Genomic DNA, 24253 nt, shown 5'->3' with positions numbered 1-24253 from the left:
CGTCGCGATTTTGCATTAAGTTAAAGCGACGCTTGGCAACGACTGATGGCATGGATGTAATTTAGCCACAAAAAGGAATTTACCATGAATTTTTCTCTTACCGAAGACCAACAAGCTTTTGCTGATTTGGCTGCCCAATTTGCCGCCAAATCGCTTGCCCCCAACGCTGCCGAATGGGATGCCACAGGCTATTTTCCCAAAGAGGTGTTCAAAGCCGCCGGTGAACTGGGCTTTATGGGGCTTTACACCAACCCTGATTTTGGCGGACTGGGCTTGCCGCGCCTTGATGCGGCAATTATCTTTGAAAAACTGGCGTATGGCGATACCTCAACTGCCGCATTCATGACCATTCATAACATGGTCGCTTGGATGATTGGCGAGTTTGCCAAACCCGAGGTTGCCGAAAAATACTTGCCTGAATTATTAGCGGGCGAAAAATTGGGTAGCTACTGTTTGACAGAGCCCAATGCTGGCTCAGATGCCGGTTCATTAAAAACCAAAGCGGTCAAACAAGGCGACTATTACCACATTACTGGGCAAAAAATGTTTATCTCTGGGGCAGGGGCGACCGATGTGCTTGTGGTGATGGCGCGCACCTCGGACAATGGGGCAAAAGGCGTGTCTGCCTTTATCGTCGATGCCAACAGCGATGGCATCAGCTACGGCAAAAATGAACATAAAATGGGCTGGAAAAACCAACCGACCGCCGCGGTACATTTTACCGATGTCAAAGTCCCTGCCGAAAATCTACTGGGTGAAGAAGGGCAAGGATTTACCTTTGCCATGAAAGGCTTGGATGGTGGGCGTATCAATATCGCTACTTGTGCGGTGGGTACGGCTCAAGCCGCCCTTGACCGTGCCGTGCAGTATGTACAGGAGCGTAGTCAGTTTGGCAAAACCCTTGACCAATTCCAAAACGTGCAGTTTAAACTTGCCGATATGCTCACCCATTTGGTGTCGGCTCGGCAGATGGTGCGATTGGCGGCGTATCATTTGGATAGCAAATCGCCCGATGCCACGGCGTATTGTGCGATGGCAAAACGCCTTGCCACGGATTTGAGTTTTGATATCGCCAACCAAGCGCTACAGCTACACGGGGGCTACGGTTATCTACAAGAATATCCCCTAGAGCGTCATGTGCGCGATTTGCGCGTGCATCAAATCCTAGAAGGCACCAATGAAGTGATGCGGATGATTGTGTCTCGCAAAATGATGGAAGATGGGGCGTTGGCAAGATTGCAATGAATTTAAAGGCATTCTAAAAGGAATTTACCATGTCAAATTACACCAATTTAAAATTAACAATCGACAATCACGTTGCGGTTTTGACGCTCAATAATCCGCCTGCCCACACTTGGACAAAGGACAGCTTAGCCAGTTTAAAGCAGCTCATTAGCGACTTAAATGCCAACAAACAAGTCACCGCTTTGGTGGTGCATGGCGATGGCGAAAAGTTTTTTTCCGCAGGGGCGGATTTAAACAGTTTTGCCAGTGGTGACAAAGGTCAAGCCGCGGAGATGGCGATGGCATTTGGAGAAGCGTTTGAAGCGTTATCGGATTTCCGTGGCGTGTCGATTGCCTGTATCAACGGCTATGCGATGGGGGGTGGGCTTGAGTGTGCATTGGCGTGCGATATCCGCATTGCCGAGAGCCATGCCCAAATGGCACTCCCTGAGCTATCTGTTGGCTTGTTGCCGTGTGCAGGCGGCACGCAAAACTTGCCGTGGCTGGTGGGTGAAGGCTGGGCAAAACGTATGATTTTATGCGGTGAGCGTATCAAGGCAGATAAGGCGCTGCAAATTGGTTTGGTGGAAGAAGTCGTGGAAAGTGGCAAAGGGTTAGAAACGGCTTTAGAATTGGCTCAAAAAGTGGCGAAGCAATCCCCCGATGCGATTGCGTCGAGTAAAACCTTGATTATGTCGGCACGTTATCAGCCACCAAGTTTTAACTGGATAAAGGAACGTGAGTTATTTATCAAGTTATTTGATGGCGATAACCAACAAGAAGGCGTCAATGCGTTCCTTGAAAAACGCTCGCCAGAGTGGAAATAAACAAAAACTATTTATGAGTGAAATTCAACTATTCTTCATAACCGATATTACCAATTTAGTTTTTGCATATGAGCACCCATTAAATGAAGAATGGGAAAATAAACTACTAATAAAAAATCATTATACTTATATTAATGATAAATTACTTAGATATTTAGCCGATAGTTTAGAATGGGTTAATTTTAGTGTTGATGAGAAAGACGTAGTTTATCAAGGATTAGATTTTGAAGGTGTGAATACGCTTTATCCAAATCAAATTACTAGTTTTAAAAAGTTAATTTTGGCTTGGATTGTACTTTTTGAAAATGCAAACCAAACATTTGATTTAAACCGTTTTAACCAAACTCAAACTTTTGATAAATCCACTGTTTTAACGCAACTTTATCAATTAGTTGAGTTTTGTCAAATTGTTGAAAATAACCCAAATAAATGCTTAGTACATATCGGACTATAATAGGAAAATAAAAATGAGCGAGGAAAATCAACAACCTGTAATATTTGAAACGATAGCCACCCACTGTGGTCACCACATCGGCACGATGACATTGAACGACCCGAAAGCCCTAAACGCCCTAAGCGTCGATATGTGCAAACTGATGGCAAATCAGCTTGCAAAATGGGCAACCGATGACAACATCGTCGCCATTTTGCTAAAGGGAAGTGGCGAAAAAGCCTTTTGTGCAGGGGGCAATATCCGCAAACTGTATGACAGTATGATTGACACTCCGCCCCAAGTGCCTATGCAGCAGCCCAATCCGTACGGGGTTGAATTCTTCGAAAACGAATATAGCCTATACCGGCAAATGCACTTTTACCCAAAACCGATTATCTTGTGGGGTAACGGTATTGTCATGGGCGGTGGTATGGGCTTGATGGCGATGTGTAGCCATCGTATCGTCACCGAAACCACCCGTTTTGCCATGCCAGAGATTACCATCGGCTTATACCCCGATGCCACAGGTTCGTGGTTTTTGGCGCGTATGCCTGCCAAAATTGGGCTGTTTTTGGGCTTGACAGGGGCGAACTGTAACGCCAACGATGCGATTTTCTCTAGCCTTGCTGAGTATGCCGTGGCAAGCAGCGAATACGACAAAGTGCTTGACGCGCTAAAACAAGCCAATTGGCAAGCTGACAACAGTTTACATGATATCGCAAGCCAAGCCTTAACCAAAATTCATCATACTGAGCATTTAGCAGACAGTCATTTGATGAAGCATTTTAATACCATCCAAGGGTTAGTAAACAAAGGCTCAGTGCATGATATAGATGCAGCCTTGCGCGATGACAACTTTGCCAAAGTCAACGGCGAAACGGATAAATGGCTCACCAAAGCGGTCGAGACTTATCGGCACGGTTGCCCCGTCAGCGCAGCATTGACGGTTGAGATGTTTAAACATGCCAGCAAATTATCGCTTGAGCAAGTGCTATATATGGAGATGAATGCGTCGCTACATTGTGTCAATTACCCCGATTTTCGTGAGGGTGTACGCGCTTTACTGATTGATAAAGACAAATCGCCAAAATGGCGTAAAACCCTTGATGAATGCGATTCCCGCTATATCCAGTCACATCTTGCGTCAGCTTTTCCCAATAGCGAACATCCATTTGAGGCTTGGTTAGGTAGCGATTCACTCTCAGCAAAATTAGCCAAACTTGCTGTATAAAGTTTACAAACACCACAACATACAAGGATTGTATATGCCAAATAATCAACAAACAGCCATTAAAAAAATTGCCTTTATCGGGCTTGGTAACATGGGCAAACCGATGGCAGAAAATCTCATCAAAAATGGCTTTGCCCTCAACGTATTTGACCTAAACACCGCCGTGCTAGACGACCTTGCCAAACAAGGGGCAAACGTGGCGACTTCACCTGTGGACGCAAGCAAAGAGGTAGATATGGTCATCACCATGTTACCTGCAGGTCAACATGTCAAAGAGGTGTATCTGGGTAAAGACGGTAATCAAGGCTTGCTCGATGTGGTGAGTAAAGATACCTTGCTGGTCGATAGTAGCACCATCGCAGCGAGTGATGCGCGTGAAGTTGCGCAAGTCGCGGCAGAAAAAGGCATTCAGTTTATGGATGCGCCCGTATCAGGCGGTACCGCAGGGGCAGCAGCAGGGACACTCAGCTTTATCGTGGGCGGGCAAGCTGAGCAATTTGAGCAGGTCAAACCCGTGCTAGAAGCGATGGGAAAAAATATCTTTCACGCTGGTGAGGTCGGTGCAGGTCAAGTCGCCAAAATCTGTAATAACATGCTGCTTGGCGTGATTATGACAGGGACAGCCGAAGCCATGAATTTGGGCGCCAAAAACGGATTAGACCCAAAAGTCTTAGCCAGTATTTTGTCAGCGAGCACCGGTCGTAACTGGGCGCTAGAAGTGTGTAATCCGCATCCCGATGTTGGCGATGCCATGCCATCAAGCCGTGGTTATACAGGTGGATTTATGAGCAAACTCATGCTCAAAGATATGAACCTTGCCAAACAAACGGCCAATGACACTAAGGTGGTGACACCAATGGCAGACCAAGCCACGGCACTGTATAGCAAACATAGTGAGCAGCATGGCGATAAGGATTTCTCAAGCATTATGGCGCATTATGATGCAAGCGTTCTGCAATAAGTTTTGGCATTCAGCAAAAAGCTAGGATTTTTTTCTGGCTTTTTTCTGCTCGTTAATTCAAATGTTAACCCAAAAATAGGGTAGAATTAGCGTCAATCCCAATTTATCGCATCAGTGTTATTATGTCTAAGCCAACAGCACGCCCCAGAAAACCAAAAATTGTCTTTTTTGATATTGATGACACCTTGTACATCAAGCAGCAAGAAAGGGTGCCGCAATCCGCGATTGAGGCACTCAAACAATTAAAGCAGCAAGGCATTATGGTCGCTATCGCCACGGGTCGGGGGCGTGCGGTTTTTCCCAAAGCTGTGTATGAGCTAATTGAAACCGTGGGTATCGATGTGCTGGTCACCATCAACGGTCAATGCAGTCATCACCAAGGGGAATTGTTAGCCCATTATCCGATGACGCCTGCGCAAATTAAACTGATTACCGATTATGTTGAATCAAATAATTTATCCTATGCCTACATGACCGATACGGAAATTATCGCGTTAGCGGAAGATGATGCGCTGGCAGAAGCGTTGAATTCGCTTAAAATAGCTTACCGTACTGCCCGTCATGATGACATTGATTTGTCGATACCTATTTATCAAGTCGTGGCATTTCATCCTGACAACACGCAGGTAACTTTTGAATTTCCCTCGACTTTAAAAATCATGCGCTGGCACAAAAACGGTATCGATATTCTAGATGCGACAGGCTCGAAGGCACGCGGCATTGCGCAGGCGCTCAATAAACTGGGGCTGGATTTTGAAGATGCCATGGCATTCGGCGATGGGGTGAATGATATCGAAATGTTACAGACCGTCGGCTTTGGCGTGGCGATGGGGAATGCCCATGCCGATGTGAAAGCGGCGGCTGACTATGTATGTCCAGCTGCGTGGGAAGATGGCATCTATCAAGGCTTACAAAATTTGGGTTTGTTGCCACATGGATGAGCCATCAAATAACTAAGCCCCACCATGCTATATACAATTTATGAGTAAAAGTGCTTTGCGCGTTTTAACGTTACCTTATCAAAACTGTCAAGGATAACATTTAAATTTCCCCAAAAAACGCATCACGAATATCATCGGCAGCCTTTTGCATATCAGGTACAAACCCAATCAAGTCCTCGACGGATTTGCGCGTTTTAGGTGCGGTTGTGTACAATGAGCCGATGTAACGACCTTGGGTGTCATTGATTGCCACAGCAATTGAAACCGCTTGGGCAATATACTCTTCATCAGAAATTGCATAGCCCAGCTTGGCTACCTGCTCAAGGCTTTGATTGAGTACATCCCTATCGGTAATCGTGGCAGGGGTGATAGCGGTTAACGATAAATTTTTTAGTAGCGTCACTCTATCATCTTTTGTGAGCGTACTTAAGTAGATTTTACCAGCCGCCGTACACCAAATGGGTGCTTGCGAATCAGTGGGCATATACACTTGTAAGGCAGAAGGACAAGGTACGCGGTCGGTATATACCATGTTGACGTAATAGGGCACCGCCATGCCACAGGTTTCACCAATTTTATCAACCAGTCTTTGCAAAATCGCAAACCGCTGAATCGCCACTTGCTGGCTTTGCCATAGATGAATCGCCATATGCCGCGTACGCGACGCAGGCACAATCGTACCATTGATATCGACCCGCACAAAGCCTTCCTCTTGCAGCTGCTGTATCAGTCGGTGCATGGTCGGTTTTGGAATATCCAAAATCTCAGACAAATCCAGCGGGGATAAAGGACGCTGTGCCGCAGACACGGCTTCGATGATTTTTAAAACACGGGTAATAGAAGAAACTCGAGCCATATATTGTCTTTTTAAGTCTAGGGTCAGCACGTCGCCAGAAAAAATTGAAAAAAATATTTTGCAAAGTTGGCAGTGATTAAAGTGCAAGGTTTTTTGATTATACCAAAATTTTTTTAAACTTCACCTGCTATTTGCGCGTTCATCCTGCATAACCTCAGTGTTGCAGACCCAATTTGCTTTCAAATTGAGCTTACAGGCAATATCCGCTAATATAGTCGGCATTTAACGCTTAACAAAGCCACATTTATCAATTTGGGGAAAACACATGCCGCGTTTTGTCAGTTTTAATATCAATGGATTGCGGGCGCGCCCACACCAGCTTGAAGCCATTCGCGATATCATCGCACCCGATGTCATTGGGCTACAAGAAACCAAAGTACATGATGATGCATTTCCGCTACAGAGCGTGCAGCAATTGGGCTATCATGTCGAATTTTTTGGGCAAAAATCTCACTATGGCGTGGCGTTATTATCGCGAAAAAAACCTATTTTTGTACAAAAAGGCTTTCCAACCGATAGCGACGATGCGCAGCGACGATTTATCCATGCGCGCTATGATTTTAATGGCAAATATATTGATGTGCTTAATGGCTATTTCCCGCAAGGTGAAAATCGCAAGCATGAAACCAAATTTCCGATGAAGCGCAAATTTTATGCCGATTTAACGGCTTATATCTTGCAGCTTAAAGCAGAAAATCGCAGTATGATTTTGATGGGGGATATGAATATTGCGCCGCTTGATTTTGATATTGGCATTAGCGAGGATAGTGTCAAACGTTGGCTAAAAAATGGCACGTGCTCGTTTTTGCCAGAGGAGCGAGAGTGGTACCAAGCTTTGCTAGCGACAGATTTGCATGATACTTATCGGGCGTTATATGCCGACGGTCAAGCGCTGAGTTGGTTTGATTATCGCAGCAAGGGATTTGACGATGAGCCAAAACGAGGACTGCGGATTGACCATATCTTGATGACGCCTGATTTAGCGGATAAGCTCAACGGTGCAGGCGTCAGCTATGATTTGCGTGCTATGGAAAAACCCAGCGACCATGCCCCGATTTGGGCAGATTTTTTGGATTAATCAATTAAACAACAGTAAGGAGCGCTCTCATGCCAGTTGGCAATGTCGAACTTGTAAAATTAAACCCAGTGAAAGGGATAAAAATTGGCATCACCGAAGCCCACGTGCGCTACGCAGGGCGCAAAGACTTAACGGTTTTTGACATCATAGCGGGCGCAAATACCGCGGTTGTCACCACGCAAAACCAATTTTGTGCCGCACCTGTGCAGTTGCTGCGAGAATTTATCGCCAAAGACAGTCCCCGTTATTTGATTGTCAACACAGGCAACGCCAACGCTGCCACAGGTGAAGACGGTAAACAGCGTGCCAAAACAACTTGTGTGGCATTGGCAGAAAAAACCGCTGTCGCGGCCGAGCAAGTATTGCCTTACTCTACCGGGGTGATTGGGGAAACCTTGCCGGCGGATAAAATCATCGCGGGGCTAGACAGCGCCTTAGCCAATTTAACCGAAGATAATTGGCTTGGCGCCGCCCACAGTATCATGACCACCGATACCACCCCAAAAGGGCACAGCGAAATCGTGGAAATTGATGGTACAACTTACACGGTGACAGGTATCTCAAAAGGGGCGGGGATGATTCGCCCCAATATGGCGACCATGCTTGGCTTTGTGGCAACCGATGCCAACATTGAAAAATCATTGCTACAAAATATCTTGACCGACACGGTGAATCAGTCATTTAACCGCATCACGGTGGATGGCGATACCTCGACCAATGACTGCTGTACGTTGATTGCCACAGGACAAGTTGGGGAGATGATTGACAGTGAAAATCACCCGCATTATCAAGCGATTTATCAAGCGATTAACAATGTGATGATTCGAATCGCTCAATTGATTGTACGCGATGGTGAAGGGGCAACCAAATTTATCACGGTCAAAGTGACAGGCGGTGAAACCTCTGAAGAATGTGCCAAAATCGCGTATGAAGTCGCGCATTCACCGCTGGTAAAAACCGCATTTTTTGCCAGCGACCCAAATTGGGGGCGTATTTTGGCAGCGGTAGGCAAAGCGGGCGTGATGCTTGACCAGTCAAAAGTGGCGGTATCACTCGATGATGTGCGTATCTGCGAGCGTGGCGGCTTGGCACACGACTATACCGAGGCGCGTGGCAGCGAGGTAATGAATCGTCCTGAAATTACCATTCATATTGAACTGGGTCGTGGGCAGGCGAGTGATACCGTCTATACCTGTGATTTATCATACGAGTATATCAAAATCAATGCTGATTATCGTTCTTAAAGTCAATTAAAGGTAACGAATGAAAAAACTAACCACCCTGCTTTTTGTGCTGACCACCGCTGTTATCTTACAAGGGTGTGTGCATAAAGTTGTCACTGTCCCTGTTAAAGTTGCCTATAAGACCACCAAAGGGGTGGTCAAAGGCACGGTAGCCGTCGCTAAAGCGGTGATACCAGGCGGCTAATACCAAGCGATAGTGACGACAAAAAAGACTAAACACAGGCTGTCTAGTCATTTATTTATGTCGCACTCGTTCATTGATGGCAATCATGTATGGCAATCATGCGTAGCGTCTTTGCCGTAACATTTCATACAGACAAAGTGACCCTGCTATCGCCACGTTTAGGCTTTCTTGACCATTGGGCTGGGGTAGGGCTATCGGGGCAGATTGACTAAGTAACCTCTCATCCACGCCTTGTCCTTCATGCCCCATAATCAAGGCTAGCGGTTGTCTCAAATCGGTCTGATAAATAATATGATCGGTATGTGAGCTTGTGGCAAACATCGGCACTTTGACCTTCATCAATACCTCATCTACGCTGATGCCTTCAAAAATCGTTAAACTAAAATTTGCCCCCATGCCCGCTCGCAAGGTTTTGGGCGACCACGCCGATGCTGTGCCCATCGTACAGACAATGGTTTTAATTCCTACGGCGGATGCGGTGCGTAACAGTGTGCCTAGATTGCCATTATCCTGCACGCCATTGATGATTAAGCAATCGCTGGTGATGGGCTGATTAAAGTCTAAATGCGGCATATCAATCATCGCCATGATGGGCAGGCTCTCGCCCAGCGTGCGAATCTCTTTATACAGATTATCGCTAATCGTTAACGTTTTAACATTTTCAAGTCGGTTTAATAAGGCATTGATTTCGTCATTGTGCAAACCACTTTCACTGACAATCACGGTGTCGGGTGTGAGACCAGCATTTAGATACGCTTCAAGCAAATGCGTGCCTTCAATCACGGTTTTGCCCAGTTTTTTACGCTGGCGAGACCCTGTGAGTAGGGCATGGGCAGTTTTGATCGTTGGGTTGTCTTTTGAAGTGATAAGCATTATTTGACTTCTTCATGCAGCTTTTTGACGTATGCTACTTCGTTTTTTGCCCCCAGTACCACAGGCACCCGCTGGTGGATACTGGTCGGCTCGATATCCAAAATACGGTTGGTGGCATCGGTACTCAAACCTCCTGCTTGCTCAATCAGCAAGCTCATCGGATTGGCTTCATACATCAGACGCAGTTTACCCGGTTTATCAGGGTGTTTGGTGTCAAATGGATAACTAAAAATCCCCCCACGGCACAAAATACGGTGAATATCGCCCACCATCGCCGCCACCCAGCGCATATTAAAGTCTTTACCGCGCACGCCAGTTTTTCCCGCCGTAAACTCGTCAATATAACGCTGCATGGGTGGCAACCAATAGCGATAGTTGGAGGCATTAATCGCATACTCCTTGGTATCTGCGCTGATTTGCACTTGGTCTTTGATTTGCACAAACGCTTTGGTGTCTGGGTCAAGACTAAACATGGCGACACCCTTGCCAAGCGTGATTGACATCACAGTGGAGGTGCCATACAAAATATAACCCGATGCCAACTGCGCCGTCCCTTTTTGCAAAAAGTCCTCATCCGTCGCAGGGTGACCTTGGTTGTTGTAGGGTAAAATCGAGAAAATTGTACCGACTGCCATATTAATATCAATATTAGATGAGCCATCAAGCGGGTCAAACAGTACCAATACATCGCCATGTTGATTGGCAGGGGTGGCGTTATCTAATTCTTCAGAAGCCACGCCCGCGCAATGCGGATTGCCGCTCAAAGCGTCTAGCAACAAATCATTGGCAATGACATCGAGTTTTTTTTGCTCTTCGCCCTGCACGTTTTGGTTACCCGCTTCGCCCAAAATATCCGCGAGCGCGCCGCGTTTGAGCAAATCGCTGATTTGAATCCCAACTTTGGTAATGGTGGTAATGACGTCGGCAACGGCAGGTTGTGCGTTTTGTGCGGCAAGATAAGTTTCAAGATTTGACATAACTAGACCTTATTATAGGAATTTACACAGCATGAATTTAAAAAAATATAGAAAATTTGCCGCAAATTGTAGCACTTTTTGACCCGTCTTATCAGCGATAATCGCAAAATATTGGCGTATTTATTCCAACCGATTTACGGTAAAATAGGCAAAATTTATACAAATAACAACAAATCTAGGTGGCTGATGAATATTTTAAACACCCAAACCTTATCTAACGAAGCGCTACAGAGCAAGCTTGATCAAGCGATGGCAAAGCCAGAACTGACCGCAGCAGGTGATTTGCGGCATTTTATCGGCGTAGAAGGATTATCCAAAGCGCAGCTGATGGCCATCATCGAAAAAGCCAACGGTTACTTAACAGACAATGCCGGTCGCCCCAACAGCATCCGCAACAGTGATGAGCTTGAAGGCTGTACGGTGATGAATTTGTTCTTTGAAAACTCTACCCGTACTCGCACTACCTTTGATGTAGCTGCCAAACGTCTTGGCGCCAGTGTCATCAGTATCGATATTGCCAAATCCAGTACCCAAAAAGGCGAAAGCTTACGGGATACACTGTGGAATCTTGAAGCCATGACAGCGGATATCTTTGTGGTGCGTCATTCATCGAGTGGGGCTGCGCATTTTATGGCAACCGAAGTCACTCCAAACATTGCCATCATCAACGGTGGTGACGGCTGGCACGCGCATCCGACCCAAGCCATGCTCGATATGCTCACGATTTATCGGGAAGCGCCAAGACCGTTTGAGGAATTAACGGTAGCGATTATCGGCGATATCAAGCATAGCCGTGTTGCCCGTTCGGACATTGCAGCGCTCAAAACCTTGGGGGTTAAAGGAATTCGCGTTGTGGCGCCCAAGACATTATTACCAAAAGGCATTGAGCGTTATGGTGTCAGTGTCTATAACGATTTGGATGCGGCGGTGGTTGGCTGTGATGTCATCATTGGTCTACGTATTCAAAATGAGCGTATTGGCTCACCTTTGTTGCCATCGACATCCGAGTATTTTAAAGCGTATGGCATTACCACCGAACGCCTTGCCCTTGCCAAACCTGACGCGCTTGTCATGCATCCAGGACCGATGAATCGCGGCGTTGAAATCTCATCAGCTGTTGCCGATGGCGAGCAATCGGTGATTTTAAAACAAGTCAATAACGGCATTGCGGTACGTATGGCGGTGTTGGCACTGGCCATGCAAGGGCAACGTGCCGCACGCAGCGCATCTTAAAATTTAGCGAAAAAAATGACAAAGTAAGCAAAACCAAAGTAGGCAAAACCATGACGCTTCAAAATCTTTTACCTGCCAACTGGCAATTTGATACCACGCAGCTTAACCCTATCGACACCGGTGGCAAATGGCTATTACCGCCGCTGGTGGATTTATGTGCGCGTTTGCGTGAACCTGGGCACCAGTCGCATGGTACATTAAAATCAGAAGGCGCCGCGGCTCGAAAAAACGGTTTTTTGCATGTCGTTATACCACCTGATACCAACCCAGTACTTGAGAATGGCTCGTTACTGGCAGGCTTGCGAGAGCGGGCTTATCAAGATGGTGGTATTTATCTGCATGTGCTAGGGGCGATGACCGCAGGTCTTGAAGGTGAAAAACCCGCCAATATGCTTGGGCTGAAGCAAGGTGGCATCATCGGGGTCAGCAATGCTCGTCGCAAATTCGCCAATGATGACGTACTACTGCAAGCCCTTGATTATGCAGCGACCTATGGCATCAAAGTATTTTTTTACCCTGATGAACCCAGTTTATCCAAAAACGGCGTCGCCCATGATGGCTACATCGCATCTTATCACGGTTTGGCAGGGATTCCTTGGATTGCTGAAACGGTGGCGTTATCCAAGCAGCTGTTGATTGTCGAAGAAACAGGCGTATCGGCACATTTTGGTCAGCTAACCACCAAATCCTCGATTGATTTGATTCGCTGGGCGAAACAAAGGGGCTTGCCCGTGACCTGTGATGTGGCGATGCACCAGTTACATTTAACCGATGATGCGTTGATTGGTTTTAATGCCTTGGCGTATGTGTTGCCGCCCCTGCGTTCCAATACGGATAAAAAAGCGCTGCAAGAAGGCTTGCAAGATGGCACGATTGATGCGATTTGTAGCCACCATGAGCCATTGGCAAAAACCGCTAAACAAGCGCCATTTGCGGAGTGCAAACCCGGTATTAGCAACTTTGATACTTTTATGGGGCTCGCTTGTCAATTGGTCAAAGAGGGTATTTTAACCCCGCAGCAGCTAGTAGAAAAAATCGCACTCAATCCTGCTAAAATCGCTGGAATTGAAGCTAGCTATCATCAAACGGGCGGGGCGGTGCTGGTTGACCCTAGTTTGACTTGGACCGTGACAAAAGAATCGATGATATCGCAAGGCAAAAATACGCCATTTATCAATAGCGAGCTGACAGGGAAAGTCGAGCAAGTCTATTTTTAGGCTTGTTTGAAGCTTGTTTTAAGTTTTTTTCAAGATTGGATACGGTAATGAATTATGCCAAAGGCGTTTAAGCAGATAGCCCCACCAGTGCCTAATAGGCATCATGCCAAGAACTCCATCATCATGGTCGCTATCTATGAGCTGGTAAAAGGATTGGTAGCGCTAGGGGTGGCGGCTATTATTTTTGTAGGGCATGATAAATTGCAATGGATTGCGCGGGTGGTTTCACAGGCGCTGCATCGTATCATGGGTATGGCACTGCACCACCAAATAGAGGCACTGAATCACTATGCTTGGGTCGCTAACCAAAATTGGCAAAAAGCCTTTTGGATAGTCGTGGGCTATGCGCTGCTGCGTTTCGTGGAAACCTACGGTCTTTATCGAGATAAGATATGGGCGTATTGGTATAGTGTTTTGGGCTACGGCGTGTTTTTACCGCTTGAAGTTTATGAGTTATTTAGCCATCGGTTCAATTGGCTTAACTTTTTGATACTGCTAGTGAATATCGTCATTGTTGTGGTGGTTTATCGCAATATGCGCGCCAAAGGGTTATTGGGTAAAAAGATGACACAGGCTTAAGCTATCGATAAAAAAAGCGAGTAAAAAAGGGCAGAATCTGCCCTTTTTTACTCGCCAAACTAGCTGTCTGGTTTAGCTATCTGGTTTATCTTTTTCGGTAATGATACGCGGGGATTTTTTGCTCGCATTGGCTGCAATTTTTGATTTGATAAAGTTAAAAGGATTGTATGGGCTGTTAAGTACACTAGCCGGGACAATCTGACGAATTTTAGCCATTACCGCTGTATTATCACCTTTCGCTTTGTCCTCATCCGCTAGGATTTTTGACTTGACTGTTTGGGTGGTGGTAATTTCATTGCTAAAACTCGTGTCATCTAGGTTACTGATATCCCAACGCATATTGTCAAAATTATTGGCATTCAAATAATTATCAATCGCAAATTTATGCTCGTCTGTGGCATTGCCACTTTGTGTGGATGAGGGATTGGCTTTGTTTTCGCCATGACGGTCGTATTCGCTGTTGCTTTCTTCAAGCGTCTTTAGCGGATGTTTATCATCTAACCCGTTATCATTTGACAAGTGTTTTTGGTTATCATGAGCTTGCTTAGCAACTGATGATTCATGTGATAATTCATCCGATAACTCATCGCTATTTAAGGCATTAAAATCACGCGGTTGACTCGATAAGCTACCTTGACCTTTAAAGTCAAGCGTACCATCAAAGCCAGTCGCTTGCTCAGCGTCGGTTTCTTTGATGCGTTTATCTTCATTGACCACGTCACTGACTTGCCCCCCTGATAGTCCTGAGCCTTCGCGTTGACCGGCTAGTTTGTTACCTTTCCCTTTTTTTCCCTTATCTGGCTCGATGTCTTCGGCATTTGGGGTTTGACGCGGCGCGATACTATCAAAAATACTTGCCATCGATACATCAAAATTATATTTGAGCATGGCTTCACCACGGGCTAAGGTATTAATCCATTGCACAGTCCAAGGCGCGTTATTTTTAAGTTTTCGCAAATCCTTTTCATGCGGTAAAGGATAGGGCATATTTTGGTAAAACTCCCAAAAACTATAATCATCGAGCGAGCGTTTAAGGACATATTCATCTTTGTCGCTGGTTGTGATGAGATTGTTATCTTGTAAAAAGCTAATATAAGTGTACCAATTTGGCATCTCTTGGCGACCTAGCACATCACGCAGACCAGCTTCGGTGACGACATTGCCTTTTTTATGCTCACGGTATAACACGTTTAACATATCCATCAAGCTAAACAAGGCATGACGGGGAAAGATTTCTTTGGTCTCAAAAATGGTCAAACAGTAGCTGATTTGCACCCCAAGCAGGATAATATTCCAAGAAATATAAATCCAAAGTAAGAACAACGGCAAAATCGCAAACGCCCCATACACTGCTTTATAACTGGTAAAGTTGTCAACAATTGCGCCAAAGGTGAGTTTTAAGATTTCAAAGATAATCCCAACCACAACACCGGCAACCAGCGCATGTTTAAAACGTACTTGGCAGCGCGGGATAAACCAATACATGGTCACCAACCCCATCAGCACAATCGCAATGGAGCCGATTTGTACCCAAATCGCCCAGTCAATCCCATAACCGCCAATTTTTTGATTTAAAAAACTTAGACTTTGCACGGTACTTGAAATAATCATGACGATGGCAAGCACAATAGGCAACAGGGTGATAATCACCCAATAACGCACAAGATTGAGCCAGCTGGTCTCTTTTTTTTCAACGCGCCAAATTTGGTTAAACGCGGTTTCAATCGTCATTAAAGTGGAAATGGTGGTAAAAAATAAGATACCCACACCGATGATGGTTAAATTGGAGGAATTACTGGTAAATTGGTTAAGATACTTGGTGACCTGTAATCCGGTACTGGGCAAAATATTGCTAAATATCAAGTTTTGAATCTGCTCACGCGCTTCTGCTAACTGCGGGATGGTGGACAGAATCACCACCAACAAGGTTAAAATTGGCACAATAGACAGCAGCGTGGTATACGTCAGTAATGCAGCTTTTTGGGTACAATTATCATCGATAAAATTTTTGATAAGATACATCAAAAACTGTACCCATTTATGTTGAAAAATGGATAATTTTTTTAGTTTGGCAATGAGTTCATTCATAGTAGTTCTTATTGATAAAAAATTTCAAAGTTTGACCATCAAATCGGCGAAAAAGGCAGTGATTGTATGGCAGTATGGTATCATATTCAAAAAAATTGTTTATTGAATTACTGTGAACAGTTTTGGTGTTTTGCAATTGGCAATCTGGCTAGTAGATTGCCTTGACCATGCCATCAAAATTCATTCATCAAAATTTATTCACCTAGGCTAGATTGACGTAACAATTATCAAAATTGATGTGAGAAAAAACCATGAGTCAACCTTATATTTTAGTCTTGTATTACAGCCAAAATGGCTCAACCAAAGATTTGGCGTATTTGGTCGCACAAGGTATCGAAGATAGTAGTACAGGCATAGCCGCTCGGATTCGCACGGTGCCCAAGGTCAGTAGCGAGACTGAAAAAGTTGCGCCAAGTATTCCTGATGAAGGTGACCTGTACGCCACCATGGATGACTTAAAAAACTGTGTGGGACTGGCATTGGGTAGTCCCACCCATTTTGGCAATATGGCAGCATCGATGAAGTATTTTTGGGATAATAGCGTCACAATTTGGCTCGCGGGGGATTTGCAAAACAAACCGGCATCTGTATTTACCAGTACGGGCACCATGCACGGTGGGCAGGAGACGACGTTAACTAGCATGATGACGCCGCTACTGCATCATGGCATGGTAATTGTGGGAATTTCGTACAGTGAGCCTGCGCTCAATACCACGAGCCAAGGTGGAAGCCCGTATGGTGCAAGCCATGTCAGTGGCGCAAAGCATGACCATATCATGAGCGTGGATGAAAAAACGTTAGCCATCGCCCAAGGTCAACGTTTAGCCAAAATTGCCAAGGCATTACAAGCGTTATGAGAAAACAAGCATTATGAGAGAAAAAGACTCGCACTCACTATCTGCCCCCAAACCCATTTATCCCATCCACCGACGCTTAACCATAGTATGGTGGGTTTGGCTGGGGTTTCGATTGCTGGCAGTACCGCTATTGACGCATTGGTTGGCAAGTGCAAAGCCTGCTATGGTCGGCGGGATTGCTTGGCAAGCTTTGTGGTTGATACCCGCGCTATTATCAACGCCTTATATCGTGAAAGGCAAAAGCCCATACGCGCTACTTCTGCTAAGTATGCTTACTTTTGTATATTTGGGGGGCAGTGGTATGGTTGCACTAAAATACGGGTATCAAACGCATTGGGGATTGATGGCTGTGTGGTTGGTGGATTTTGTTTTGCTAGGATGGGTCAATTACTGGCTATTTATTTTGTTAAAACGACTGCCAAAAATGAATGGCTAATTGCCAAAAGAGCGTACCTAAGTCTCGTACGCACTGTCACGTACGCTCTTTTTAGGCTAAAAAATTATGCTAAAACATCGTTAGGCCAACACATCATTTAGCCATTTACCGATAATTTTGAGTTGCGGCATACACACTTGATGCGCCATTGGATAGCTGTAAAACTGCGGCTGATAACCTTTTGACTCAAGCCATGCTTTGGCTTCTTGCCCAAGCTGTACTGGGACGACAGGGTCTTGTGTGCCATGATGAATGGCAATGTTTAGATTTTTATTGGCATCACTTAAAACTAGGCTGTCTTTGGTCGCTAAATAAGTCGATAGGGCTAACAGTCCGGCTAATGGTTTGTCATAGGTTAACGCGGTTTGATAAGCGACGGCGCCACCTTGCGAAAATCCTGCAATCACAATATGCTCAGGCGATACACCGCGCTCGGCTTCACGCGCGATTAACTCTCCAATCCAAGCCGCGGATTGTTCAATCTGTGCGGTGTCGATTTTGCGCTCAAGCGACATTTCCAAAATATCATACCACGCTGGCATCACATAGCCTTGGTTGATGGTTACAGGAATGGCGGGGGCATGGGGAAATACAAACCGTATGCCATGGTTGCCATCGAGTCCTAAGTCAGGGACGACCGGTTCAAAGTCATGACCATTTGCGCCCAGTCCATGTAGCCAAATCACCGCTCTGTCAATCGGCAAGTTATTAGGGTTGTGAATGACTTCAACCGTTTTTAATAAACTCATAAATTCTCCTTTCATGTGAAACACAAATGTCATAAAAATTAATTGTCATAAAAATAATTAGCCGATAGCTTAAAAATAGGGATAACGCTTGATTTTAGCTTATTCATACCACATTATCTAGGCAATGTTTACCATAAGAATAGCCTAAGTGAATGAAAGAACTTATATCGACTGCTGTACCATTAAATGATCCTCAACTAGACAAACCTCAAACAGACAAGCACCATGGTGTAAAATTACCTGTCATGGCAAAAGACAGCTATTATCTGTCACGCCTTGCCCAACAATTAAAACAAATCAAAGACAAAGAAAGCGAAGACTATACGTCAAGATTTGACCGCTATCAAAAACAACTCAAACACTCGCAAGACAGGGTGCAAAGCCGTATTGCCAGTCTGCCAACGATACATCTAAACGAAGACTTGCCCGTCAGCCAACAAGCCGATAGACTCATCAAAGCCATCCAAGACCACCAAGTCATCATCGTGGCAGGGGAGACAGGCTCAGGCAAAACTACCCAATTACCTAAGATTGCCATGCTCGCAGGGCGAGGGGTAACAGGGCAAATTGGACACACACAGCCAAGACGATTAGCGGCGCGTAGTGTGGCAAATCGCATTGCTGAAGAATTAGGGGAAACGCTCGGACAGACAGTGAGCTTTAAAGTGCGTTTTACTGAGCAAGGCTCATCTGATTCTATTGTCAAACTGATGACCGACGGTATCTTGCTTGCTGAAATGGCGCATGACAAGTTTTTGAGCCGCTATGATACCATTATCATTGATGAAGCCCACGAGCGCAGTCTTAACATTGACTTTATCATGGGTTATCTCAAGCGTCTATTGCCAAAACGTCCCGATTTAAAGGTGATTATCACCTCGGCAACCCTCGACACAGCAAGGTTTAGCCAGTATTTTTCTAGCTTTGATGGTAAAACCAAAAAAGCGACGCCCGCGCCTGTATTTGTGGTTGAAGGTCGCAGTTATCCCGTGGAAGTGCGCTACCGTCCGTTGACGGAGGAGATTGTCACAGGTTCGGATGATGACAGCTTTGATGATGTCGAAGAAAACTTGCCCCGAGCGATTACCGCAGCGGTGGAAGAGTGCTACCAAGACGCTGCCAGCAAAGGGCATGCTGACCAAGCGGATATTTTGATTTTTGCGGCGACAGAAGCGCAAATTCATGATTTGGCAGCTATTTTAAACCAATATGCCCCCCGTCATACCCAGATTTTGCCGTTATTCGCCCGTCAAAGTTTTGCCGAGCAACAGCAGATTTTTCACCCGACAGGCGGACGTCGCATTATCATTGCCACCAATGTTGCCGAAACCGCCTTGACCGTGCCCAATATCCGCTACGTCATTGATTTGGGATTTGCTCGGATGTCACGCTATGACTATCGCTCGCGGGTACAACGCTTGCCGATTGAAGCGATTAGCCAAGCTGCCGCCAATCAACGCAAAGGTCGCTGTGGACGTATCGCGGCGGGCGTGTGTATCCGTTTATATTCAGAAGAAGACTTTACCAGCCGTCCTGAATTTACCGAGCCTGAAATTCTGCGTACCAACTTGGCGTCGGTGATTTTGCAAATGGCAAACTTGGGTCTGGGCGAGGTAGAAAACTTTGACTTTATCCAGCCCCCTGACAATCGACTGGTCAATGATGGGCGTAAACTATTAGAAGAATTGGGTGCAATTGCCACCAAAAAACTTGAAAATAGCCTAAGTACATCTAATAATAGCAAAGGTCAATCCAAACGCCATCCAAATCAACTCACCAAAGTCGGTCAAATGATGGCAAAAATGCCCATAGACCCTCGTTTGGCACGTATGCTGATTGCAGGTGAGCAATACGGTTGTCTCAAAGAGCTATTGGTGATTGTATCGGGCTTATCAGTGCAAGACCCTCGAGAACGCCCGAGCGATAAGCAAACCCAAGCCGACCAAAAACACGCATTATTTCGCCAAGCCGACAGCGATTTTTTATTTTATCTCAGCCTTTGGCAGGCAATTCATGGGGCTTTATTTAAAAGCGGTGGATTTAAAAGCGATGGATTTAAAAGCAGTGGTCTTGACCATCAAAAAAATGGAACGCTAGATGATGAAGCCGCGCCAATCGCGCAAAGCCCGTATGAAAACGACAAATTAACCAACAGCCAACGTAAAAGCTTTGCCAAAAAACATTTTTTGAGCTCGCCGCGTTTACGTGAATGGCAACAAACTCATAGCCAGTTATTGCAAATGGTGGATGGCTTAAAATTAACAATCAACCAAGAGCCAGCCAGTTATGTGCCTATTCACCGAGCATTGCTCACGGGTCTGCTGTCGTTTATTGCCCAAAAAGTCAATGATGTCGATAAAAGCGGCAAGCTAATCAAAGCCAAACGCGGGGAGTATGTCACCGCGCGTCAGCACAAAGCCAAGATTTTTCCTGCCAGTACTTTGTTCAAACAAAATCCGCTATGGGTGATGGCATTTGAGGTGGTTGAGACGTCGCAGGTGTTTATGCGTACCGCTGCCAAAATCGAGCCAGAGTGGATTTTGGCGATGGCAGGGGATTTGCTCAAATACCATTATTTTGAGCCGCATTGGTCAGCCAAAACGGGGCATGTCAAGGCATACGCCCAAATCAGCCTATTTGGTCTGATTGTGGTACACAAACAACTGATGAATTATGAGCGGGTCAACCTTAGCGAGTCTCGAGAAATCTTTTTGCGAGATGCCTTGGTCTTAGGCAATTTAAATGCCCCGTCCACAGGCGATGGTAAAAAGGGCAAGTTGCCGCCATTTTTGCAGCATAATATAGATAAAGTCGCTGATGTATCCTTGATTGAAGATAAGCTGCGACGTCGAGACTTGCTGGTTGATGAAGAGCAATTATACGACTTTTATGCCAAGCGAGTGCCTGAGCATATCGCTAGTCGCAAAGTATTTGAAGATTGGCGAAAAGAGGTAGAAAAAACGGACCCACAGTTTTTATTTTTTAGTGATAAAGATGTACTGAACGAACAAGCACCCGCTACCCAAGCTTTCCCAGAAACGTGGCAACTGGGTAATTTGAAACTACCCCTGTCGTATATTTTTGACCCGACCAGCGACGATGATGGCGTGACCATTAAAGTCCCGCTCGTTGCCTTACCACAGGTTGATGCGGTTGAATTACTGTGGGGTATTGCAGGGTGGCGCTATGAGCTGGTTTTGCAGCTATTAAAGACGTTGCCAAAAGATATTCGCCGTCAAATCGTGCCCGTGCCCGATACCGCCAAACAAATTTTTGATACGCTTGAAAAAAACCACCATGGCGGACTGCTAAGGCAACTGTGCCAAGCCTTAAACCAGCGCGGTGTGCGTGGAGCAAACAATCAATTTGTAGAGCCAAAAGACTTTAACCCAAGCGAGGTTGAAACCTATTTGCAGCCACAAATTGCGCTGGTTGATGACAAAAACCGCCTGATTGAAAAAGGGCGAGATATTGACGCATTAAAACTGCGTCATCAAGTCACCACAAGTCAAGCTGTCGCCAGTGGTAAAGGTGTACATAGCGAGTTTCCCGAGCATTTTAACTTTATGCAAAATCGCCACAGTGCAGGCGTGATGATCAAGCAGTTTTCGGCACTGGTTGCTGATGGACAGCCAAGCTATACCGATAAAAAGGCTGTGTCTATTCAGCAATTTACCGATGTCAGTGTGGCACTCAACAAACACCGTCAAGGCTTGCTTGCTTTAATCGGCAATGAGCTCGGAGCAAAAGCCCGACAGCTTACCAACCAAATTGATAAAAACTTTAAACTTGCCTTTGCGCCGCTTGGCGAGCTTGATAGACTCAAAGATTTGCTGATTCATGCCACGCTTGATGCCACTTTTGAAAAATTTGTTGCAGAGTTTGACCATGAAAAATTCACGGCAGGGATTCATGATAAAGAGTTGGTGATTGCCATCAATCAGTTGCCTTTGACGTTGGATGAATTTAACCAAGCCAAAGCCGTGGTGCTTGCCAATTTCTTGAGCGTTGGGCAAAGTGTACTAGCCCAACTAAAATCGGTGTATGAGCAGTGGCAGCAGGTTCGCCAAAAACTGCTACTACTTGACCGTGATATTTTTGAAGAAAGTATCGAAGATATCGAAGACCAGCTCGACGATTTGAGTTTGTCGGATTTTGTGTATCGCATGAGTTATCAAGATTGGCAGCAATATCCGCGTTATTTGCAGGCATTGTTGGTGCGACTTGATAGGCTTGAGCACAATTTGGATGCCGATCTTGATGCCGTGTATCAGCTTGATAAACACATGGAGAGGCTATCTGTTAAGGGTAATGATGAGACAATTATGCCGTATCGTTGGTTGGTTGAGGAGTTTCGGATTCAGCTGTTTGCCCAGCCAATGAAGACCCGTGTGCCAGTCTCAGATAAACGCCTAGAAAAATTGTGGGATGAATTGAATGGTTAATAAAAAAATCCGTCAAAATTTGGCGGATTTTTTATAAAATTTTGATTTAAAATAATTTTCATAAAGTTTGCTTGAACTAAAATCATGATCAATAGTGTTTTTTCAGGGTATGGTTCATATTGAATAGTCATGATGGGGAGTGCTACAGTTGATAGGTATTTTACGAACAATAGGTTATAAACAATAGATTGATTTTTTTAGCATTTGAAATTTTTACCTATACAGTTAATTTGAGTCGATGAAAAATTAAAAAGTTGATTTGGTAAAAACAGCAAAACTTAGTAAAATAGTCAGATTAAATTTTTTAAAAGTGAAAGTCATGCCAAGCCAACCGCAAGTTTTTAATCCCCAATCTACCACTAAACCCGCCACCCACCACCAAGCCAACCACAATGAAAACCGTACTGTAGGTCAAAGCGCCAGCCAAACGGCGCACCAACTGGCTCAAGATATAGTAACGACAAAAGCGCCTAAGATTGGTTTTGTGTCGCTTGGCTGCCCCAAAGCTTTGGTGGATAGCGAGCGCATTATCACCGAGCTTAGCCGTGATGGCTACCAAGTCGCCAGTGACTATGATGGTGCAGATTTGGTGGTGGTCAATACTTGTGGCTTTATCGAATCTGCGGTGCAAGAGTCGCTTGATGCCATTGGTGAGGCAATTACCAAAAACGGCAAGGTGATTGTCACCGGTTGCCTTGGTAAAGATGCCGAAAAAATCAAAACCATGCACCCAGCCGTGCTTGCGGTGACTGGCGCACATGCCTATGAAGAAGTTGTCAATGCCGTGTCGCATTATGTGCCAAAACCTGCACCATCAAAAACTTACGACCCAAAAATCGACCTAATCAATGATGCGGGCATTAAGCTTACGCCAAAACATTATGCTTATGTCAAAATATCCGAAGGCTGTAACCACCGTTGCACATTCTGTATTATCCCAAGCTTTCGTGGTGACCTCGTTAGTCGCCCGATTGACAGTATCATGACTGAAGCGGCTGCGCTCAAAAACGCAGGCGTTAAAGAACTCTTGATTATCTCGCAAGATACCTCAGCCTATGGCGTAGATCTTAAATACAAAACCAGTTTTTGGAATGGCATGCCCATCAAATCCAAATTCTACGATATGTGCGAGGCACTGAATCGACTGGGCATTTGGGTGCGTTTGCACTATATCTATCCTTACCCTCATGTCGATGCTGTGGTCAAACTGATGAGTGAGGACAAGCTACTGCCATACCTTGATATCCCGTTCCAACATGCCAGTCCCAATGTGCTCAAAGCCATGAAACGTCCCGCGCATAGCGAAAACGTACTGGCGCGTATCAAAACTTGGCGCTCGATTTGCCCCGATATTGTCATTCGCTCTACCTTCGTGGTGGGTTTCCCTGGCGAGACGGAAGAAGATTTTGAATATTTGCTTGACTGGCTCAAAGAGGCGCGATTAGACAGGGTAGGGGCGTTTACCTATTCAGAAATAGAAGGCGCGGCGGCAAACGATTTGCCGAACCCTGTGCCAGAAGCTATCAAACAACAACGCTATGAACGACTGATGGCGCTACAGCAACAAATCAGTGCCGAAAAACTGGCTGAGAAAGTCGGTAAAACCTTAAAAGTGCTGGTGGATGAGATTGATGAAGAAGAAAATATCGCCATTTGTCGTAGCTATGCCGATGCGCCAGAAATTGACGGTCACGTGTATGTAGATAATATTGATGCATCAGTTAAAGTCGGTGAATTTTTAACCGTCACCATTGATGAAGCAAACGAGTACGACCTTTTTGCCAGTTTCACAGCTTAACTCTTATAAGGATAAAAATTGT

Annotated in this window: 21 protein-coding genes; 16 read left to right on the top strand and 5 right to left on the bottom strand. The window is 45.4% G+C overall.

The features are described from left to right. Positions 1-84: 84 nt before the first annotated feature. From RNZ41_RS06235 to RNZ41_RS06210, 6 genes are all read left to right on the top strand, one after another. The gene (locus RNZ41_RS06235) at positions 85-1245 is read left to right on the top strand and encodes an acyl-CoA dehydrogenase family protein (RefSeq protein WP_007116828.1); all 1161 of its coding nucleotides are present in this window, start codon (positions 85-87) and stop codon (positions 1243-1245) included. 29 nt (positions 1246-1274) lie between these two features. Next, on the top strand, positions 1275-2051 hold the full coding sequence (locus RNZ41_RS06230) for an enoyl-CoA hydratase (RefSeq protein ID WP_314026844.1): 777 nt from the start codon (positions 1275-1277) through the stop codon (positions 2049-2051). After that, a complete protein-coding gene (locus RNZ41_RS06225) occupies positions 2014-2505 on the top strand; it encodes a hypothetical protein (protein WP_314026843.1) in 492 nt (163 codons plus the stop codon). Before RNZ41_RS06230 ends, RNZ41_RS06225 begins: the two co-directional genes overlap by 38 nt. Positions 2506-2518: 13 nt before the next feature. Continuing rightward, positions 2519-3715, top strand: a complete 1197-nt coding sequence (locus tag RNZ41_RS06220; RefSeq protein WP_314026842.1) for an enoyl-CoA hydratase/isomerase family protein — start codon at positions 2519-2521, stop codon at positions 3713-3715. A 34-nt stretch (positions 3716-3749) separates the two neighbouring features. Further along, entirely contained in the window at positions 3750-4676 is a 927-nt protein-coding gene (gene mmsB, locus RNZ41_RS06215; protein WP_314026841.1) for a 3-hydroxyisobutyrate dehydrogenase, read from the top strand. Between the two features lie 122 nt (positions 4677-4798). Beyond that, positions 4799-5617, top strand: a complete 819-nt coding sequence (locus RNZ41_RS06210) for a Cof-type HAD-IIB family hydrolase (protein WP_314026840.1) — start codon at positions 4799-4801, stop codon at positions 5615-5617. Positions 5618-5717: 100 nt separating this feature from the next. On the opposite strand, the gene RNZ41_RS06205 is transcribed toward RNZ41_RS06210, so the two are convergent. After that, the gene (locus RNZ41_RS06205) at positions 5718-6473 is read right to left on the bottom strand and encodes an IclR family transcriptional regulator (RefSeq protein WP_099833850.1); all 756 of its coding nucleotides are present in this window, start codon (positions 6471-6473) and stop codon (positions 5718-5720) included. 265 nt (positions 6474-6738) lie between these two features. Between RNZ41_RS06205 and xthA the strand changes: the two genes are divergently transcribed. Genes xthA through RNZ41_RS06190 form a run of 3 tightly spaced genes read left to right on the top strand, consistent with a single transcriptional unit; the run spans position 6739 to position 8979 of the window. Next, positions 6739-7551 carry an exodeoxyribonuclease III gene (xthA, locus tag RNZ41_RS06200; protein ID WP_284033928.1) on the top strand — a complete coding sequence of 271 codons (813 nt, stop codon included), beginning with the start codon at positions 6739-6741 and terminating at the stop codon, positions 7549-7551. A gap of 29 nt (positions 7552-7580) precedes the next feature. Next, entirely contained in the window at positions 7581-8795 is a 1215-nt protein-coding gene (gene argJ / locus RNZ41_RS06195) for a bifunctional glutamate N-acetyltransferase/amino-acid acetyltransferase ArgJ (RefSeq protein WP_314026839.1), read from the top strand. A 19-nt stretch (positions 8796-8814) separates the two neighbouring features. Continuing rightward, positions 8815-8979 carry an NF038104 family lipoprotein gene (locus RNZ41_RS06190; protein ID WP_188874378.1) on the top strand — a complete coding sequence of 55 codons (165 nt, stop codon included), beginning with the start codon at positions 8815-8817 and terminating at the stop codon, positions 8977-8979. A gap of 96 nt (positions 8980-9075) precedes the next feature. Here RNZ41_RS06190 and RNZ41_RS06185 read toward each other — a convergent pair whose 3' ends face one another. Then, complete coding sequence (locus RNZ41_RS06185) at positions 9076-9852, bottom strand: TrmH family RNA methyltransferase (protein WP_314026838.1); 777 nt, start codon at positions 9850-9852, stop codon at positions 9076-9078. Then, on the bottom strand, positions 9852-10829 hold the full coding sequence (locus RNZ41_RS06180) for a class 1 fructose-bisphosphatase (protein WP_314026837.1): 978 nt from the start codon (positions 10827-10829) through the stop codon (positions 9852-9854). Before RNZ41_RS06180 ends, RNZ41_RS06185 begins: the two co-directional genes overlap by 1 nt. 249 nt (positions 10830-11078) lie before the next feature. Between RNZ41_RS06180 and RNZ41_RS06175 the strand changes: the two genes are divergently transcribed. From RNZ41_RS06175 to RNZ41_RS06165, 3 genes are read left to right on the top strand one after another with little or no spacing between them, the layout of a single operon-like run. Continuing rightward, a complete protein-coding gene (locus RNZ41_RS06175) occupies positions 11079-12062 on the top strand; it encodes an aspartate carbamoyltransferase catalytic subunit (RefSeq protein WP_404932308.1) in 984 nt (327 codons plus the stop codon). Positions 12063-12112: 50 nt separating this feature from the next. After that, on the top strand, positions 12113-13279 hold the full coding sequence (locus RNZ41_RS06170; RefSeq protein WP_172823559.1) for a dihydroorotase: 1167 nt from the start codon (positions 12113-12115) through the stop codon (positions 13277-13279). A gap of 54 nt (positions 13280-13333) precedes the next feature. After that, positions 13334-13858: a DUF2127 domain-containing protein gene (locus tag RNZ41_RS06165; RefSeq protein WP_065252560.1), complete on the top strand. Its 525-nt coding sequence runs from the start codon at positions 13334-13336 to the stop codon at positions 13856-13858. 72 nt (positions 13859-13930) lie between these two features. Here RNZ41_RS06165 and RNZ41_RS06160 read toward each other — a convergent pair whose 3' ends face one another. Continuing rightward, positions 13931-15946 (bottom strand): YihY/virulence factor BrkB family protein, encoded by a 2016-nt coding sequence (locus tag RNZ41_RS06160; RefSeq protein ID WP_314026836.1) that lies wholly within the window; start codon positions 15944-15946, stop codon positions 13931-13933. A gap of 251 nt (positions 15947-16197) precedes the next feature. Here RNZ41_RS06160 and wrbA point away from each other — a divergent pair, with 251 nt between their 5' ends. Together wrbA and RNZ41_RS06150 are read left to right on the top strand one after the other, a co-directional pair. Then, the gene (gene wrbA / locus RNZ41_RS06155; protein ID WP_314026835.1) at positions 16198-16803 is read left to right on the top strand and encodes an NAD(P)H:quinone oxidoreductase; all 606 of its coding nucleotides are present in this window, start codon (positions 16198-16200) and stop codon (positions 16801-16803) included. Positions 16804-16816: 13 nt separating this feature from the next. Further along, on the top strand, positions 16817-17239 hold the full coding sequence (locus RNZ41_RS06150; protein WP_007116810.1) for a hypothetical protein: 423 nt from the start codon (positions 16817-16819) through the stop codon (positions 17237-17239). A gap of 80 nt (positions 17240-17319) precedes the next feature. Here RNZ41_RS06150 and RNZ41_RS06145 read toward each other — a convergent pair whose 3' ends face one another. Next, on the bottom strand, positions 17320-17988 hold the full coding sequence (locus RNZ41_RS06145) for an alpha/beta hydrolase (protein WP_314026834.1): 669 nt from the start codon (positions 17986-17988) through the stop codon (positions 17320-17322). 245 nt (positions 17989-18233) lie between these two features. On the opposite strand from RNZ41_RS06145, the gene hrpA reads away from it, so the two are divergent. After that, on the top strand, positions 18234-22433 hold the full coding sequence (gene hrpA / locus RNZ41_RS06140; protein ID WP_314027823.1) for an ATP-dependent RNA helicase HrpA: 4200 nt from the start codon (positions 18234-18236) through the stop codon (positions 22431-22433). A gap of 319 nt (positions 22434-22752) precedes the next feature. Then, positions 22753-24231: a 30S ribosomal protein S12 methylthiotransferase RimO gene (gene rimO, locus RNZ41_RS06135; RefSeq protein ID WP_314026833.1), complete on the top strand. Its 1479-nt coding sequence runs from the start codon at positions 22753-22755 to the stop codon at positions 24229-24231. The last annotated feature ends 22 nt before the right edge of the window (positions 24232-24253 follow it).

The organism is Moraxella sp. DOX410 (genome assembly GCF_032248735.1).
GTDB lineage: Bacteria > Pseudomonadota > Gammaproteobacteria > Pseudomonadales > Moraxellaceae > Faucicola > Faucicola tetraodonis.
Note: the sequence above shows the minus strand (reverse complement) of the source record. Positions and strands in the feature narration are given on the sequence as shown.